This window comes from Ruegeria sp. BB1 (assembly GCF_056539465.1).
Map to the genome: position 1 here is coordinate 181,697 of NZ_JBQFVB010000007.1, position 16,056 is coordinate 197,752.

The following is a 16,056-nucleotide window of genomic DNA, read 5'->3' on the forward strand; positions in this document are numbered from 1 at the left end:
ATGTTGAACAACGGTGTGAGGCTGGAAGAAGCCTCTCGAGCAGAAGTTAGGGGCTTCTTGGGACAAAGCGAAAAAACAGATGAAATTTTTTGAAGGATAGGCATTTGTTTGATGCTTGTTGCGCGAGACTTACGATGTGCGACAAGACTGATCGCTAGATTTTTACGCTCACAGGACGATTGCGAACCTGCGATGAGAGCCCACTACTGCCATTAATCATACTGCAGCCTTTCGCTCTCGCGCGCGTTCAAGCGTGATGAGTTTGGATGCTGAGATTCCCGTACCCAGAACTTTCGCACCGGTCTGCAGCGGATAGTTTTCACGCACAAAATCCCCTGAGGACTGATGTCGCCGGGTCCTCTTCAGCGTCTTTAAGCCAGGTGTAGAATTCGCCCATACGTGTCTGACGTTAGCAGCAATGGGACAATTCAGGGTTTTCGCATAGAGGAGGGTTTCCGGCTCATCGTAGGCTTCAAGGATCGAAGATCAGACGGGAACCATCGCTACCAGTGCCGGTTAATGCAACAGCGCTAAGGGAACCGTTCAAATTGAGTTGGCTGTTAATTGCGCGTCAGGCACCAGTCAAGAAGTGATACGGCGTCATCCGGCAGCGATATGGCAAGGCCGTCAGCGAAGGCCTGAAACTGTGGGATGGATGCAGGCCCTACGCCAACCAGCACCGGAACACCGTGTTCCAAGGCCTTGCCCATCACCGAGCGGAATCCACGGCCAGCGCATTCCTCGGGGCCGAACTTATTCAGTATGAACAGATCGGCGTTCTCGAAACTGCTTTGCTCCACTTGCGCCACGGCTTCGGCAAGCGCACTGGGATCCAATCTACACGCCTCCGAGCCGACACCGAGGTTCTGCGTAATCTTGATGACCGCTCCATCTGGCAGTACTCGCACGCTCATATCGCACCCATCCTGATAAATGGGCGAATGGCTCGCCTCCTTCACGATTCCGCGCAGTTCAAACCCGTTGTTGTTCAGCTCATCGGCCAGTTCCGACAACAACCTGTCAGCTTCGCCCCGTTTCTGCGAAGAGACGTATGCAATTTTCATCCCTCTGTCCTTTCAGTGTATGCCGCACTCACTTTCGTCTGATGCCTGCGGCCGCTCAAAACTGGGCGCCGTGGTGTTCCTCTGAGAGCAGGCATAAATCCGATCAGAAAAGCAGTCCAGCCAAGGCACCACAGCACAGCAACACAGAGTACGAGAGGAAGACCCGGAAAAACCGGTGCCGCAATGCGAATGCAGGTTGCAATCCAAATCGCCCAAACTCCAATGGTAAACCCCCAATTGGCCCTCAAGCCACCTTCGGCGGTATGCGCTGCTGCCCGGCCTGCGATCGCCATAATCATTCCGGCCATTCCGCCGATTGTGATGGCATGCAAGGCGTCCGCCCTAGGGTAGAACGACGGTGCAATCCCCGATAAACCCACGGCGATCAAACCAAAGGGTACCCAGAAAAAGGCCAGGTGCAGTGCCACAAGCAATGGGTTCCGGATGATCGCCAGCGTCCGCCATTTGAGCATTAACCACAAAACTGCCAATGCCGCACAAATCATCGCGAAATATGCCAAGTCTGATGCGCCAATCAGTCTGGCCGCAATGGCCAAACCTAACAGCACCTGCGGTACGACCAATGACTGAGTGCTCGGGACCAAAGGCCCGACGCGGTCGTGGAGAGTAAGCCAATTGCCTGTGAAAGCCGGAATTGCGCGCAATCCGATGTTGATCATCAGCAATGCGAGACCAAGCAGAAATACATCAACCATTTCCAGGCTTCGGGACGGGGACCCCATCAGCGTCGCGGTCAAAAACAAGAATTCACCGATACCAAGCCCCACTATCGCACACACAAAGCCAAGCTTTTGATAGATGCCCGCCAACAGAAGATGAGTTCCGATTACAACCGCCAGTAGGAGAAAATACCCGGCATTGAAGACGACAAGCAGCCCGGAAGGCACGAAATCCGCCAGCGCCATAGCAACACGCGCAAGGGCCCACAACGCCAACAATGTGATCAGAACTCCACCCTGAACCGGCGGTCGGCCTGTCCAGCTTGGCAATGCCGTCAGCAGATACCCACCAATCGCCGCGCCAACAAAGCCAAAAATCAGCTCGTGAACGTGCCAGATAATTGCAGGCTCAAACGCTGGACCAAAACCATCAATCCATGCGCTTAGGGGCCAGAGGGCAATCGTGAGCAACGCGCAAAGAAATGCCGCGGGAAACAGGACACGGTATGGGACGACCTTGCGCGAAATCACAATATTGCGCTGGTCAACCCTGATCACTCGGCGCCACGCACGCCAATCAGGAACCCGTCGTTCAGCTGGAAATCAGGAGCGCCGGGCAGAAAGTCATCCGCCATAGCTCCTCGCCCAACATTTCGGTCGAGAAGCTGGCGACACGGTTCACGGTTTTGCGCAATAAAGGTCAAAGAACGCGACAGGGGCGTAAGCAGGGCGACCCGCAGCGCGCCCGTCACGCGGTAGAGCATAGCAGAATAGGGTTTTGAGGGTTCGACAAACAGACCTCCTGCTGTTTTAGCAAGGTTTACCACACGGGTTTTCCTAAGCTTCCTTTGGCGCGAAGGAATTGATCGTTGTCAATCTGCCGCCGCATTTGCGTTGTTGCCGGGGAAAAATCCTGAGCGCGGTTTGCAGGATGGTCGATCTGAGCCGAAAGAACTGCGTCATAGAACGCCGACTTCTTGCAATTTCGCTACTACAAGATTGGTCATGTTGGCGCATCGTTTGCCTCCAAACGGGAAAATTGCTTCGAAGCCGCCCCGGACCCGGTTTTCAATTGTAGTTTGCAACCTGCGGCGGGCGCGATAAAGGCGTGTTTTTACTGTTATCGGGTTGACCTGAAGCTCGGTGGCGATGGCAAGAATACTCATTTCCTCTGCTTCGCGCAGCAGAAACGGCAGTCGCAGATGGGGTGGCAGATCGGAAACGGCAGATTCAAGCAAATCTCTCAATTGCGCGCGCCCAAGCGTTGCGTCGGGGAGTTCAGAATTTTGTCCGGGGAACATAATCACACTCGGTGCACTGGTTTCGTCCACGGTGTTGTACTCTTCAGCAGTACGCTCTCGTCTGCGCTGCATACGCGACGTGTTGATCACGATCCGGGTGATCCAGGTGGAAAAGCTGGCATGCTCACGAAAACCCTGCAGTTTGCTGAACGCCGACAGATAAGCCTCCTGCAGCGCTTCTTCTGCCTCGGCGTCGCTGTCAACGATACCTCTGGCAACGCGAAACAGGCGGGGGTTCAAGCGACGGATAAGTTCCCGGACCGCCAGCTCGCTTCCGTCACGCGCGGCATTTACAAGCTCAGCTTCTGATTTGGCCGCATCGCTGGTTGCTTGTTGAGTGAGGTTTGTTTGGACCTTCATGATCAGTCCTCCCTGCGAACGGTAACTTCCGAAAGGATCCTCTCTACCAAAGGCAAAGCTGTCAGAATATCTTCCGAAACATCGCTCTTGTCGTGTGAACTTCCCTCCCAGTCGGCGTCGCTGGGGGTTCCAACTACTATGCGACCAACCATCGCCGCCATTTCGTGTGGCAGGCAATAGTAGTCATATACACCTGGCGTAATCAGGGTGACTTCAAAATACTCATCCGGAAGCAAAAAGTCACTGTCCCACGGGTCGGCCGCAGCGGGAATGCGTCGCCTTCGATCATAGTTCGCCGGATGATAGGCGGTTGCTGTATGACTGTTGCCGGGATCACGATTGGTGAACCGGACGGTGGTGCCTGAAGACACAGCAAGTCCAACAGGATCATACCAGATACGTTCGCCGCGCGGGCTGCCGCGCATCTCAACCGTGGCGATCGGTTGCGCAAGCGCGATCCGCGAACTGGCGACGGAAGCAACGGCCAATCCCCCAAGCCATACAGCATGACGGCGCGTACAGATCATTCGGCCAGACGCTCTTTTGCGTTTTCGTCGTGAAACAGCACGACATGCGCGTGCGGCTTGTCCACGCCGGGATGCCCGGCATTGAAATAGATATCTGTCGAGCTGACGGTGTGTGAACCGATGTTCAATCCGTCAAATGATGCACCGTTTTGCAGATCGTCGAGTGGTGTCATGTAGACCGTGGCTGACAATCGACCGTCGCGATCATATGCGAGGAACGGACCTGCGGGCAGAGTGGTTGGGTCGACGAAGAGCGTTCCCAGACCAGGGATGAACTCGGGCAATGGCAATACGTCGCTCACTTTCACATAAGGATCGCCGGCTGGGGCAGTGGCGAGAGCTTGTTCATCGTGAGCCTTAGCAGTTGGGGCGGCAGCGACAATAAATCCAAAAGCAACTACGGTTTTTCTGAACATGGTTTGGTCCTTTCCAAGGGTTTCACCGGGTTCGCTTTAGTGCGTTCCTGGTTCCTTAGATGCAGGAAACACGGAAAGGTTCCCGAAATTCGACGAAATCGCGCAAGCTGATCGTGAATGCGCTGCAGGGTGGCATTGTCAGCTATGTATGAATTCAACTACTTCCGGAATTTGCACTCTCAGCGCATGTCTCCTTCGACGGGGCGCGCCGCAGCATCCTGAAGGTAGGGTGGATGTCAGGATTGGACCGCTGTGGACTAAGTGCTGAGGTGCCCGGTTGGCGGCACCAGGTGGAATATGCCTTTCGCGCGCTGCAAAGGATCAAATCCGCCCTCGCATTTATATCAGGCTCGAGGAATTGGGAGAGGTTGAAGTCAAAAACAGCGCTTGCCCGTTGCGATGTTTTGCAATGCCGTTCGACAACTTGATCGGCGATCCGGAACAGGACTACTTCGCCGCAGTGCAACTCGTCTAAGCTGCCGCTCGCTGCGAGCGCAAATTCTTGGCTACATGACCCTGGAAAGCAATTGAAACACCGGCATGAGTTTCCCGAATAACACAGACGTTCGTTCTATGAGGTTCGGTTCGATAACAAACGCAGGAGCCCCGGCGTCCATCCAAACGGCAAAGCCCTTGCGGCGCAATGCCTCTGCGTGGAGATGATCTTTGTCAAAGCCAGTCGGAACGCGTTTCAATTCTGGGTCCTCGATCCGGAAACCATCCTGTCGCATATCTTCAGTGAGCTGGATCAACTCTGCCCCTTTTGGACCAGCCATTGCCGTGCGGAACGCGTCCAGTGCATTTTTGCCATACTGAAATACCCCGCAGCCAAGGGACAGTTTTTCGGGCGATAGCCCAAAGAACCACATCGGTGGTTGAACCGCGTTGCCCTGCGGAATGAACGCAATATGCAGGTGTGCGTTGTAGGGCGTCTTGTCCTTGGAGAACCGGACATCACGGTAGATGCGAAAGATCTTACTGCGGTGGCCCTGCCCAGTCAGGTCTTGCAATGCGCCAGCCATGCCGTCGGCAAAATGCTTGCTGGGGTCCTTCAACTGGGTTTCGTAGGTTGTCTTGTGCGCTGCGAACCAATCCTTCGTGTTGTTGGCCTTAAGACCCTCAAGAAAACCAAGTGCCTCAGACGAGAAACTCTCAAATGTAGCCATCACATCCTCCATTCAGTCTTTCGCCGGGAGGGCTGCGGCGTGTTCGAGGCAAATTTCTACCCAGCGTCGCAATGCTGGGTCATCGCAGTCGCCCTCTTCAACATATACAAAGCCCCCCAGTTTACGGGTTCCATGGATCACTTCCTTAGCCATTGGATCCTTCAGCGCCATGCTCTCGTTCGCCTTACCCACCCGGAACATGAACCGACCGACCCCATCTTTGTGACGGCGCGCGCCGCAGAGCATGTTGCCGTTTAAAAGAAACACTGGCCGCCCATCATCCGCTTTTCGGAGATGCCCGCATGCGCGGCCAAAGCATCGCGCACACGAGTGTTAAGGTTTTCATCTACCGGCATCAGGCGGCTGTGCCGAGTTGCCAGAGGATGGCGAAAGCCAGCACCATCATAGTCAAGGTCGTCAGGGCCGCCCCAATTGCGCGTCCTTTGCTTTCTGCTGATGCGCGCAAACCGAAGTAGTGGATGAGGCGGGCTAGCAGCAGAACCCCACCACAGACAGCTATGAGCCAGGGTGCCGTTCCCGCAATCTCGGCACCCGCGAGGGCAAGCAGGGCAAGCGGGACATATTCGATGATGTTCCCGTGTGCCCGCATCAGGCGTAGCAGTCCCTCATCCTCACCATGGAGTAAAAGTATCCCAGTCCTGGCACGACGCACGCCAACGGCGATTGCCATGGGAATGCTCATCAAGACAAACACCGCTGTCACGATCAGCGCAATTTGGGGCAGTTGTTCCATCTGATCCCTCCTTTCGAGCGACGCTTAGGACGCCATGCTTTCATAGGTAATCAGCGCGAACCGCGCGCCCTGCGGGTCGGTTAGCGTCGCCATGCGCCCGACCCCCGGCATATCCATCGCAGGCTGAATGACCGCGGCACCCTTGGCTTGCGCCTTTGCAACACTCGCATCCACGTCGTCCACGGTAAAAAAGATCGTCCAGCTTCCATTGTCCTCAGGCATCGGTGAAAAGCCACCAATGGGCGTCTCGCCCACCACTGCGGCCGAATAACTCGACCCGTCCTGCATCGGCATGTCGTTTATCGCCCAGCCCAACACATCCTGATAAAAGGCTTTGGCTTTGCCCTGATCCGGTCCGGAATGCCCGATCCATCCGGAATTGCCGACAGTTGTCATCTCTAGAATACTCATGGGTGTCTCCCTTGGTTGTGCCCGCCACATACGGGTCTGATCCAAGGACGCGCGAGGTGCCGGCTTTCCTACACGCCGCGCAGTTCTTTTTGGCTGATCGCGATTTTATCTGCGATCACAACGCGTTCAGGGCCCGTTGGAGCGAGTGTCATCACGGTCTCAAAGGCGGCGATGGCGGCTTTGTGGTCGCCAGTTTCCTGCAACAGGCCGCCCCGCATCGCGTGATACCAGCGATAGGTGATCAGATCCTCTGCCACTACCTCCATCGCCTTCAACGCATATTGCGGGCCGTGCAACTTGGCCTGTGCAGCGATCTGGTTGAGTTTAACCACAGGGGTCGGCTGCAGCGCATGAAGGGCGGCGTAGTGGCTCTCTATCAAGGCCCAGTCGGCGTCTTCAGATGAGGCCGCGCGGGCGTGGGCCGCAGCGATTGCGGCCTGGATGATATAGACCCCGCGATGACCAATACGTTGGGCTTTTTGCAAAAGGCCCGTTGCCTCGGCGATGTCCGAACGGTCCCAAAGGTCGCGATCTTGATCGTCCAACGCGACAAGCTTTCCATCCGCATCGATACGTGCCCGCCGACGGGCGTGCTGGAGCAACAGCAACGCCAACAAGGCAGACTGCTCACCCATGGCCGGGAACAACGCCACAAGCAGGCGGGCGAGGCGGATGGCCTCTTCACACAATGTAAGCTTCATCTGTTTGGGACCGGCCGAAGTCGACCACCCTTCGCTGAACATCAGGTAGACCATCAGGGAAACTTCACCCAGCCGCGCTCCCCTCTCTGCCGGGCTGGGCGTTTCAAAAGCGACCGAGTTGCTCGCAATCTTCTTTTTGGCACGGGTGATCCGCTGTTCCATTGTCTTTGGTTTAACCAGGAATCCGCTGGCAATCTCGTCGACGCTCAACCCCGCGACCACGCGTAGAGCGATGGCAATCTGATCCCGTTGATCCAATTCCGGATGGCAACATACGAACAACAGTCGCAAGACATCGTCGCGCATCTCATCAGGGTCAGGTGTTTCGGTGGGCGCTGGTTGAAACTCCTCTGTATGGCGCGACAGAATTGCCGCGCGGCGTTGGGATTTGCGGATATGGTCAAGACCCGCATTGCGGGCGGTCGTCAGTAGCCACGCCAACGGATCACGGGGCGCGCCATCCTTGGGCCAAACCGTCAGCGCCTTAAGGCACGCATCGGCAAAGGCTTCTTCGGCCGTATCGATATCGCGAAACACCCGCGTCAGGGCCGCAATGGCACGTGGGCGTTGTAGGGCGAATGTGGCCTCCAGCCAGTCCGACATGAGCTACTCCGATGAAATGACACCCCCGGCCCAGGCCACAGGCCGTACTTCGAGCCGCGCAACGGGTGAGGAAATCATCTTTGCGTATTCCAAAGCCTCATCAAGATCTTTGAAATCGGCAGCGTAAAACCCAAGGAAGTTCTCCTTCGTCTCGGCAAACGGACCGTCGGTAATCAGCGGCGCGGTGCCCTCGCTGGCGGCCGGTTCGACCATCACTGCAGAGGTCGGCGGCATCAGCTTTATCGAAACAAACTCCCCCCGCTTATTTAACGCTGTTTGCAGTGCACCATGGCCCGACATTACCTCATCCTGACGGTCTCTCGGCAGAGCCTCAAACACGCCCGCCTCTCCATAGATCGTGATTGCATAGATCATAATTACCTCCGTCCTTTTGATACATGCTGCAAGGACGCGCGAGCACATGCAAATCCGACGGCCAACCAATTTGGATGTTTGGCTCGATACCGTGGTTCTGCAATTGCAACACGCATTGCGCCCGGAGGACCGATATCTTCCCGTCGATCATCTGAAGAAATCCAGTCATTGTGCAGCACAGAAACTCGCGGCGCTTTATTACGCCGACAGGATCGGGATAATTAAACCAGTGGGCCCAGAAATTAAGCAGGTTCCCAAAGCTCAATCGGATTGCCTTCAGGGTCATTGAGCCACGCAAACTTGCCATTCGGATAAGGAGAATCTGGATCGCGACGCACTTCGACACCTTTGGATTCCAACTGCGCAATCATTTTTTCAATGTCGCGAACACGAAAATTCAACATGAATGCCTTTTCCTGATTTCCGAAATACTCGGTCACCTTCTCGAACGGGGCAAAGACAGTTTCGCCCGCTTCCTGTGTCCAACAGGGCGTTTCATAATCATTGGGGACAAGATCAATTCCCAGATGATCGCGGTACCAATCTGCCAACGCGGGAGGATCCTCAGATCTGAAGAAAAACCCGCCAAGTCCCAGCACTTTTTCCATCTTAAAAACAAGACCTACTGTTAACCAAAATACGTTACTTCAATTTACGTCATTTGATAAGCTCAGCCCACAGGAGACATCCATGGAACACACTGGCCCTCCAGCGCAACTTTGACAAAGCCGCCTATCGCATTACGGTCCCGACGCCGATTTGGTAACGTGTTCACACGCAATGCGTGGAGTTAACCTCCGTGTTCAGAAAGTACGGATCGAAGGTAGTTTGTAGAGTGCCATGTCTGGCTTGCACAGATGATGCCGGCGCAGCCCTTGAGGATAAGCCGATGTTGGCTCGCTTGTCTGATTGTGCCTCGATATGTCCGCCCGGATTCTGGGTCCCGCAGCATTCCCTCCCAGGCAGTACCGTTGAACACAAGATCCGTCAGGATCAAATCGCCTCTCTTCGCATGGGGTGTCTGCCCCTCCCAACTCCAGAGCAACCGACCGCATCTGGTGGCACCATCCGCGCCACAATCCTCGAATTCAACTATGATACCAAGACCAGGCGACGCGTAGCGACCACTGAGCTCGAAGGCATCGCCGCGACTGGCTGCCAGACCCCCAACAATCGCTACAAACAGAAGTGCTGCTTTCAGACCAACAGGCCGGATGCGCGGCGCAACGCGGGCAAACTCGGTGAGGTACTTGGGATGTTCCGTCTTCATCAGCCGATCCCACCAAGAAAAATACAGGCCGAGGTTGTAACCGGCATAAGCGTGATGCAGATCGTGATGGGTGACGCTTGTTAGCCAGCCGAAGACAGGGCGGCCTTTCTGATCGGCTGGAAAGATCTCGATCCCGCAGTGACCCACTGCATTGCGCAGCATCATATGGGTTACAAAAACGAACAACGCCAATGGATGCGCCGGGAGGAGAATCAATACCAAAGGCAGGTAAACCGCGTTTACCACAGCCTCACCGACATCGAAGCTATAGGAGGTGAAGGGCGTAGGTTGGTGTGATTTATGGTGCAACCGGTGGAACCGCCGAAACAGCGGCGGGTAGTGCAGCGCGCGGTGTGTCCAATAAAACCACGCATCGTGGAGGACGATCAGCGCCACGATGCTGAACGCGAAATAGGCCCAGCCAAATGTCGCGACCTGTTGGTATATCGTGATGACCCCTGCCCTGGCGCCCAGCACGATTGATGTACCAGCAGCAGTAAAGATCAGAACGGTCCGCAGGCTTACCAGGATCTCGCGACGGATCTGGCCCTTGGGTGGATCCGACAGGCGGACTTTTTGCGCGGCAAGCCGACGTGCCAGAAGGACATTGATCAACAGATACGTACCGCCTGCGCCCAAAACATAGCGCAAGAAGTCTCCGCCAAAGACATTTGCATAGACGGAAAGCAGTGTAGTGAGATGTGTCATTGGCTTCTCCAAGTGCGAAAGGACATGCAAAACGACCTGACGCAGGCGGGTATCGGATTCCCTCTGATTTCGAAAAACGATGGGCAACTTGAGTTTTCGGCGAGTATTTTTCATTTTCGACATGGTCCAGCCATTGACCGGCAAGCCAATTCGCACTTCGCTTATGCGCGTGATGTCAGATTTAGCGGTCTTCGATATTTTCCTGCGTGGTAGCGCCGTTGGCGTTCTCTTTCTCTGTGCTGTGATCTTTTTGGCAAACGGACCCCGAACCCGGAAAAGTCTGGCCGTCGTGCTGCTGTGCCTGAGCCTAGGCCCTTATGTGATCGTGTCCTCTCCGGGTATCGATCTGAGCGAGGGGCCAATCCGGTTTGTACTTGTGATGATCGCGGGCGTGATCCCGGTTCTGATCTATTGGGCCGCGATTGAGCTGTTTCAGGATGACGTCGTCATTCGACCCTGGCAGATCACAGTTGCGGTTCTGATCGTTGGGACAAGCTGGTTGACCCAGCTGCAATTTCCACTCGGTGTGGTTCGTGGCGCATGCGTGCTGATCTTCTTTTTGCACATGCTGAAAATTGTTGTGTCAGGCGAGGTCGAAGATTTGATTGCCGAACGCCGCCGGTTTCGCCGTTGGTTTCTGGTCTGGCTATTGACCCTTGGCATAATCATCACGGTGATTGAAATCACCCATTTGGATCAGGTGCTTCCGTATTGGGTATTCCCGCTACAGGCATCAGCAATTTGCCTGTCTGCAGCGACCTTCCTGGTTTGGTCGGTGCGTGTTGCACCCGACATTTGGATCGAACACTCTGCTGCCTCGCAGCGCGACATAAACCCGAACCCTGCGCAAGCGGCATTGATCAAGCGTATTGATACTGCGATGGCTGCAGGTCTTTGGAGAGAGGAAGGGCTGACCGTAGCACAAATGGCGGCCAAACTCGGGACGCAAGAGCATCGGCTACGGTCTGCGATCAATCAAGGAATGGGGCACCGCAATTTCACCAGCTTCGTGAACGCATTTCGCGTTCACGAGGCGCAAGCGATGCTGGAAAAGCCGGAAATGGCCGAGCGTACAGTGCTCAGCATTGCTTTTGACGTTGGCTTCTCTTCGCTTGGGCCATTCAATCGGGCCTTTCGCTCGCAAACAGGCAAGACCCCCACAGAATACCGAAACGAAGCGTTGTTACGAGAGGAATGATCGCAGCCAGCCGCCCTTTGCTGACCTTGATCAAAGTGTCCAGTGCAGCGTTTCTGTTTATTCACAAGCGAACATTGATGTGCAGCGCCTCAGACTATTCTTCTTTCTCCTGCAAATACGCAACAATTGACGTACGAAGCCCTCACTTCCTAGTGGCTAGCTTGTCCACATTTGCCGCTGCCCAATCATGCATAACTTGTAACACTGGTATCAGGCTTAGGCCCAAAGGTGTGAGGCTATACTCCACATGCGGTGGGATCGTTTTGAAATCTTTGCGCGACACAAACCCGGCGTCTTGCAACTCGCTAAGCTGGCGGGTCAGCGTCCGGTGCGTGATGCTGCCAAGATTTCGTTGCAATTGATTGAACCGCGAGGTTTCCTGCGCCAGCCAATAGATGACCAAGAGCTTCCACTTACCCGATATCGCCTCAATCAAAGGTTCAATGAGGCAATTTTCATCCGGTTCAACAGGCGCCATGACAGTATCCCAAATGACCGTACTTGTCGTTGTGATCTTGTGTTTCTAATTACGGCTCAGACGGACGGAAAGCAATGAGGAACAGAATGGACAAGCAGAAAGTCGTGATAGTTGGCGGTGGGTACGTCGGCTTTGAAGTTGCAAAAGAGTTGGATGAATACGCTGATGTCACTCTGATCGAGCAGCGAGAGGCTTTCATGCAGCCGCCAGCGGCCATTCGTGCGCTACTAGATCCCGATCTGCTGGATCAGATCATTTTGCCTTACGACCGCTTGCTGAAGAATGGACGGGTCATCCGCGGCCGTGCCGCTACTGTGACTCAATCCGAGGTAACGCTGGAAGACGGCTCTGCTTACCCTGCGGATTACATCGTCCTGGCAACTGGTTCGTCTTATGCAGCCCCTTTCAAACCGGCGGGCGAAAGTATGGATGACTTTCGCAAGGCCAGTGCCGATGTCAGCGCTCGGCTGGCGTCTGCGAAATCGGTCGTCATCGTTGGGGCCGGCCCCGTCGGTACCGAGTTGGCCGGAGAGATTGCAGCGGCACAGCCCAGTAAGGGCATCACTTTGGTTTCGTCTGACAACAGCTTGTTTCCAACGTATCCCGTCAAGCTGGGGGCAGAGCTCAAACGCAAGCTGGAACGCGCCGGCGTGAACGTCGTGGTAGGTCAAAGGGCAGAGAATCTGCAGCACGCGGACAAACCTTATGCCGGATCAGTAAAACTGTCAGATGGCCGCGTTATCGAAGCTGATCTGGTCTTCCCCGTGATCGGGTCCAAACCAAATACGGCATTGGCGCAAACGCTGCCCGCGGTGACCGTGGCGCCCTCTGGCCGGATTAAGACGGATAGCTGGTTGCGCCCGTCCGAGTACCCAAATGTCTTCATCGCCGGGGACATAGCCGACGTCGGTGACAGTATGACGATTGTTGCGATCTCTCGTCAGAACCCTTGGCTGATCAAGACCCTGAAACAGGTCCTCAGCGGGCAACCCGTAGAGAAACAAAAGCCCTACGCGCCTTGGAAAATGGCACCGATCCTCGTTCCGCTAGGCCCCAAAATCGGAAACAGTTGGCTCTTTGCGACTGTCGGTGACTGGGTCACACGGAAGATGAAAGGAAAAGAACTCTTTATCCAGAAGTACCGCAAGGCATTTGGGCGGTGACGGTCTGCCCTGCCCCAGCCATCATTTTTCTGGCATCAAGACGCTCTAGGAATTCGCCCAATGCTCCGTGTTGACCTTCCCAAATTTCCGACCCGCCATGGTTACATGAGCGAGAGAATCCAGCAGGCCTATATTAAATCGGCAATCGATAAGGGGCTGCTACCGCCGGAAGCACTCCGGATGGCAGAGGTTGTCTCGCTGACGGCCCCCGGTGACCTGAGCAAGCCCATTCAGTTTTGGCAACTCTATTCCGTCCTCGGGCAAGAGCCCATCGTCGGCATCGTGCATAGGTTCTATGAACGTGTCTTTGCCGATGAGCCTTGGTTCACGTCCGTGTTTGAACGGGTCGGTGGGCTGAACCACCATGTCACAACTCAGGCGTCAATGTGGATCGATGTCATGGGCGGCGGCCCGTACTATCACGGCGCAGAGTTCCGGCTGAGTTTCCATCACACCCACAACGCGATGGCCCTGATGAACGACAAAGGGGCCAAGCGTTGGGTCACCCTGATGCGAGAAACGCTTGATGCATCCTCGGATTTGATGGCGGATGATCCCCGTGTCCGAACCAGCCTAAACACCTTCCTAACTTACTTCATGACCAAATACGCGGATGAGTTCGCGTTTGAGGATCGACACGTTTTTGGTGACACAAACGGCCTGCTCAAGCGCCGGATCAATTTCATGAAAATGACAACCGAAGCGATCGAAGCCTTGAGCGAGGAAGAACTTAGCGAAGCACTGATGGAGCGCGGTGTTGATGTTTCGCAATATCCAAACAAGCAAGCATTGGTAGGAAAGGCACTGATGATGTAACCCATCCGGCTCATAGCGGACTTAGGCAAGGCCGTTATGAGCCGTGGTGAGGCTTCACCAGACCGGCCATTTGCGGCGACCGAAAACTGAGGCGGGTACGAACTCACCTGCTGCGCAAACACACGAGCCGTCATTGCCGGGCTGTACGGAATAGCCAGTCTCTTGATTATGGCGTGAACATGAATGCCGGTCCCCAACAGTGTTTATAAGTCGGAACAGGAAAGAAATGCCGGCACGCAATCCAAGCGTGATCAGTAAAGGGTGCCTCACAACGGGATTCCAGAAGATTCCATGGCTTCAAGCCACCGGTCCAAAGCATCCAGACGGGACATGCCTTGCCCATCAATAACTCAACTTGCCGCAACTTTGATACAATCTCTTCCGGCTTCGGTCGCTTGTTCGCCATGTGGTTCCTTCATTTTCTTAACCATAACGTCGGACCACTTCAGAGGGGGAGGATCAGCAACCCTGCCCGTCCACTTTGCATTGCCGTAGTGACTTCAAAGGCCGTTTCGATCCGAAAACAAGAATTCTGGCTGCTCCACAATCGCCCCGCAATACGCGGATTACCTTTCTCGGCAACGTCACTCGGCGGGGGTCGGCGCATTGCGGGCGCGCTAGGCTCGGCTGCTAATTGCCAGCCCCAGGGCAATCAGGGCCAAACATGCAGTGGCCGTGAAAGTCATCGAAAAAGCATAGGCAACATCTGCGGCCGGAGCATTAGTGGCATCTCCCTTCCCGACTATGTTGACGAATAGCGTGGGTATTGCAGAGGCACCCGTCATCAGACCCAGGTTCCGCGAGAGCCCGAGAAGGCCAGAGAGCCGGCCACGTTGTTCTTTGGCGGCGTGTATCAGAACCGCTGTGTTGTTAGCGGCAAGAAAAAGTTGGAAGCCGGGCGTCAACATGATGAGTGCGGCCAAATAGCCGCCGACACCGAAGTATCCCGGCAGGTACGCCAGACACAGCAGACCAACCGTAGTCTGCACAAGGCCGATGGTCATCGCGCGATCCGAACCAAACCTGTCCGTCACCCATCCGGCCGGAACCCCGAAGAGCGCAGCGACCAGCGGCCCAACTGCCATAACCAAACCGATGATCGCTTCGTTCAATTCCAGAGAAAATGCCAGAAAGAACGGACCAACGACCAAAGTGGACATCATGATTGCGCTGACCAGAAGGTTCGAAAAAAGCCCGATACTTGTCCTCTGGTCGCGGAGCAATTTCATCGGCACCAGCGGTGAAGCTACACGGGTTTCGACAAGCCCAAAAAAGACGATTGCGATCAGAGCAGCAGAAAACAATGCAACCGGTGGCACGGGGATACGTGAGGCTCCGCCACTGGTTGCCAGAGCGTAGGCTGCCAGTGCAATAACCAACACTATGGTTCCCGGAAAATCCAATTCTCGGCAGGATACTGTCGGACGTTCAGAATCGCGCGTGATTGCGGTGACAGACAGTATAAGCGTGACACCAGCAAAGCCGGCAAGAAACCAGAATGCCATGCGCCAGTTGCCCATCGCCAACAACACACCGCCCAGTGAGGGGCCCAGGGCAGTCCCCGCAGCAGAAGTCGTGCCAAGCAATCCCATTGCCGTACCCAACCGCTCAGTCGGGACAAAATCACGTGCGATAGACATTGGAAGCGCGATCAGGATCGCTCCGCCAAGCCCCTGCAACGCGCGCCCAGTAATCAGCAAGCCCAGGCTCGGGGCCATAGCGCACAGAACCGACGCTGCAATAAAGACGATGAGACCAGCAATCAGCAAGCGACCGTGGCCGAATAGATCGCCAAGCCGCCCGGCGGATACGATCGTGATGGTCACGGATGTCAGGTAAGCCAGTACGACCCACTGCACCTCGGAAACTGTCGCAGCGAAGCTACGCGTCAGCGTCGGAAGCATTACCGCGGCAATACTGATACCCAATGAGGCGGTCAATGTCGCTGCAGCGAGAGTGATCAGGATGGGAATGGAAGATTGCGCCTGCACCGTATCAGTCATCGTAAACTCTCTTGTCTCATGTGCCAGTGAGGAGCTATCCTGCTACTTCAAGTCGACTTGAG

At 55.3% G+C, this 16,056-nt stretch carries 19 protein-coding genes; 3 read left to right on the top strand and 16 right to left on the bottom strand.

Annotation, left to right across the window (positions count from 1 at the left end; all coding sequences use genetic code 11):
* Window positions 1-560 precede the first annotated feature (560 nt).
* The 14 genes from ACR0AL_RS15815 to ACR0AL_RS15880 all read right to left on the bottom strand — a co-directional run bounded on the left by ACR0AL_RS15815 (window position 561) and on the right by ACR0AL_RS15880 (window position 10,459).
* Window positions 561-1,064 (bottom strand): DUF2478 domain-containing protein, encoded by a 504-nt coding sequence (locus tag ACR0AL_RS15815; RefSeq protein ID WP_170350793.1) that lies wholly within the window; start codon window positions 1,062-1,064, stop codon window positions 561-563.
* Window positions 1,061-2,275: an NnrS family protein gene (locus ACR0AL_RS15820; RefSeq protein ID WP_480663788.1), complete on the bottom strand. Its 1,215-nt coding sequence runs from the start codon at window positions 2,273-2,275 to the stop codon at window positions 1,061-1,063. The genes ACR0AL_RS15815 and ACR0AL_RS15820 overlap by 4 nt, the downstream gene beginning before the upstream one ends.
* A 23-nt stretch (window positions 2,276-2,298) precedes the next feature.
* On the bottom strand, window positions 2,299-2,571 hold the full coding sequence (locus tag ACR0AL_RS15825; RefSeq protein WP_480663790.1) for a hypothetical protein: 273 nt from the start codon (window positions 2,569-2,571) through the stop codon (window positions 2,299-2,301).
* 132 nt (window positions 2,572-2,703) lie between these two features.
* The gene (locus ACR0AL_RS15830) at window positions 2,704-3,405 is read right to left on the bottom strand and encodes an RNA polymerase sigma factor (protein ID WP_480663792.1); all 702 of its coding nucleotides are present in this window, start codon (window positions 3,403-3,405) and stop codon (window positions 2,704-2,706) included.
* A gap of 2 nt (window positions 3,406-3,407) precedes the next feature.
* The gene (locus ACR0AL_RS15835) at window positions 3,408-3,893 is read right to left on the bottom strand and encodes a plastocyanin/azurin family copper-binding protein (RefSeq protein ID WP_480663794.1); all 486 of its coding nucleotides are present in this window, start codon (window positions 3,891-3,893) and stop codon (window positions 3,408-3,410) included.
* A 35-nt stretch (window positions 3,894-3,928) separates the two neighbouring features.
* On the bottom strand, window positions 3,929-4,348 hold the full coding sequence (locus ACR0AL_RS15840; RefSeq protein ID WP_480663796.1) for a hypothetical protein: 420 nt from the start codon (window positions 4,346-4,348) through the stop codon (window positions 3,929-3,931).
* Between the two features lie 506 nt (window positions 4,349-4,854).
* The gene (locus ACR0AL_RS15845; protein ID WP_480663798.1) at window positions 4,855-5,514 is read right to left on the bottom strand and encodes a DUF2461 domain-containing protein; all 660 of its coding nucleotides are present in this window, start codon (window positions 5,512-5,514) and stop codon (window positions 4,855-4,857) included.
* 12 nt (window positions 5,515-5,526) lie between these two features.
* Window positions 5,527-5,781: a hypothetical protein gene (locus tag ACR0AL_RS15850; RefSeq protein ID WP_480663800.1), complete on the bottom strand. Its 255-nt coding sequence runs from the start codon at window positions 5,779-5,781 to the stop codon at window positions 5,527-5,529.
* Window positions 5,782-5,869: 88 nt separating this feature from the next.
* A complete protein-coding gene (locus ACR0AL_RS15855; protein WP_480663802.1) occupies window positions 5,870-6,268 on the bottom strand; it encodes an MAPEG family protein in 399 nt (132 codons plus the stop codon).
* Window positions 6,269-6,292: 24 nt separating this feature from the next.
* Window positions 6,293-6,679 carry a VOC family protein gene (locus ACR0AL_RS15860; protein ID WP_170350785.1) on the bottom strand — a complete coding sequence of 129 codons (387 nt, stop codon included), beginning with the start codon at window positions 6,677-6,679 and terminating at the stop codon, window positions 6,293-6,295.
* A gap of 68 nt (window positions 6,680-6,747) precedes the next feature.
* A complete protein-coding gene (locus ACR0AL_RS15865) occupies window positions 6,748-7,983 on the bottom strand; it encodes an RNA polymerase sigma factor (RefSeq protein ID WP_170350784.1) in 1,236 nt (411 codons plus the stop codon).
* Window positions 7,984-7,986: 3 nt separating this feature from the next.
* Window positions 7,987-8,358, bottom strand: a complete 372-nt coding sequence (locus ACR0AL_RS15870) for a YciI family protein (RefSeq protein ID WP_170350783.1) — start codon at window positions 8,356-8,358, stop codon at window positions 7,987-7,989.
* Window positions 8,359-8,600: 242 nt separating this feature from the next.
* A complete protein-coding gene (locus ACR0AL_RS15875) occupies window positions 8,601-8,966 on the bottom strand; it encodes a VOC family protein (RefSeq protein ID WP_170350782.1) in 366 nt (121 codons plus the stop codon).
* A 182-nt stretch (window positions 8,967-9,148) separates the two neighbouring features.
* Window positions 9,149-10,459 (bottom strand): sterol desaturase family protein, encoded by a 1,311-nt coding sequence (locus tag ACR0AL_RS15880; protein WP_170350781.1) that lies wholly within the window; start codon window positions 10,457-10,459, stop codon window positions 9,149-9,151.
* 127 nt (window positions 10,460-10,586) lie between these two features.
* Here ACR0AL_RS15880 and ACR0AL_RS15885 point away from each other — a divergent pair, with 127 nt between their 5' ends.
* Window positions 10,587-11,534, top strand: coding sequence for a helix-turn-helix domain-containing protein (locus ACR0AL_RS15885; RefSeq protein ID WP_480641877.1), 948 nt, complete (start codon window positions 10,587-10,589; stop codon window positions 11,532-11,534).
* Window positions 11,535-11,676: 142 nt separating this feature from the next.
* On the opposite strand, the gene ACR0AL_RS15890 is transcribed toward ACR0AL_RS15885, so the two are convergent.
* Entirely contained in the window at window positions 11,677-12,012 is a 336-nt protein-coding gene (locus ACR0AL_RS15890) for a winged helix-turn-helix transcriptional regulator (protein WP_170350779.1), read from the bottom strand.
* 74 nt (window positions 12,013-12,086) lie between these two features.
* Here ACR0AL_RS15890 and ACR0AL_RS15895 point away from each other — a divergent pair, with 74 nt between their 5' ends.
* Window positions 12,087-13,175, top strand: a complete 1,089-nt coding sequence (locus tag ACR0AL_RS15895; RefSeq protein WP_480663804.1) for an NAD(P)/FAD-dependent oxidoreductase — start codon at window positions 12,087-12,089, stop codon at window positions 13,173-13,175.
* 60 nt (window positions 13,176-13,235) lie between these two features.
* Window positions 13,236-13,991: a globin domain-containing protein gene (locus ACR0AL_RS15900; RefSeq protein WP_170350777.1), complete on the top strand. Its 756-nt coding sequence runs from the start codon at window positions 13,236-13,238 to the stop codon at window positions 13,989-13,991.
* 617 nt (window positions 13,992-14,608) lie between these two features.
* Here ACR0AL_RS15900 and ACR0AL_RS15905 read toward each other — a convergent pair.
* On the bottom strand, window positions 14,609-15,994 hold the full coding sequence (locus tag ACR0AL_RS15905; RefSeq protein ID WP_170350776.1) for an MFS transporter: 1,386 nt from the start codon (window positions 15,992-15,994) through the stop codon (window positions 14,609-14,611).
* Between the last annotated feature and the right edge of the window lie 62 nt (window positions 15,995-16,056).

Excerpts from the sequence above, each read along its gene's own strand:
- ACR0AL_RS15830 (WP_480663792.1), bottom strand. The coding sequence starts at position 3,405 with ATGAAGGTCCAAACAAACCTCACTCAACAAGCAACCAGCGATGCGGCC.
- ACR0AL_RS15895 (WP_480663804.1), top strand. The coding sequence starts at position 12,087 with ATGAGGAACAGAATGGACAAGCAGAAAGTCGTGATAGTTGGCGGTGGG.
- ACR0AL_RS15865 (WP_170350784.1), bottom strand. The coding sequence starts at position 7,983 with ATGTCGGACTGGCTGGAGGCCACATTCGCCCTACAACGCCCACGTGCC.
- ACR0AL_RS15905 (WP_170350776.1), bottom strand. The coding sequence starts at position 15,994 with ATGACTGATACGGTGCAGGCGCAATCTTCCATTCCCATCCTGATCACT.
- ACR0AL_RS15860 (WP_170350785.1), bottom strand. The coding sequence starts at position 6,679 with ATGAGTATTCTAGAGATGACAACTGTCGGCAATTCCGGATGGATCGGG.
- ACR0AL_RS15890 (WP_170350779.1), bottom strand. The coding sequence starts at position 12,012 with ATGGCGCCTGTTGAACCGGATGAAAATTGCCTCATTGAACCTTTGATT.
- ACR0AL_RS15855 (WP_480663802.1), bottom strand. The coding sequence starts at position 6,268 with ATGGAACAACTGCCCCAAATTGCGCTGATCGTGACAGCGGTGTTTGTC.
- ACR0AL_RS15900 (WP_170350777.1), top strand. The coding sequence starts at position 13,236 with ATGCTCCGTGTTGACCTTCCCAAATTTCCGACCCGCCATGGTTACATG.
- ACR0AL_RS15870 (WP_170350783.1), bottom strand. The coding sequence starts at position 8,358 with ATGATCTATGCAATCACGATCTATGGAGAGGCGGGCGTGTTTGAGGCT.
- ACR0AL_RS15880 (WP_170350781.1), bottom strand. The coding sequence starts at position 10,459 with ATGTCGAAAATGAAAAATACTCGCCGAAAACTCAAGTTGCCCATCGTT.
- ACR0AL_RS15875 (WP_170350782.1), bottom strand. The coding sequence starts at position 8,966 with ATGGAAAAAGTGCTGGGACTTGGCGGGTTTTTCTTCAGATCTGAGGAT.
- ACR0AL_RS15815 (WP_170350793.1), bottom strand. The coding sequence starts at position 1,064 with ATGAAAATTGCATACGTCTCTTCGCAGAAACGGGGCGAAGCTGACAGG.
- ACR0AL_RS15840 (WP_480663796.1), bottom strand. The coding sequence starts at position 4,348 with ATGTTCAGAAAAACCGTAGTTGCTTTTGGATTTATTGTCGCTGCCGCC.
- ACR0AL_RS15845 (WP_480663798.1), bottom strand. The coding sequence starts at position 5,514 with ATGGCTACATTTGAGAGTTTCTCGTCTGAGGCACTTGGTTTTCTTGAG.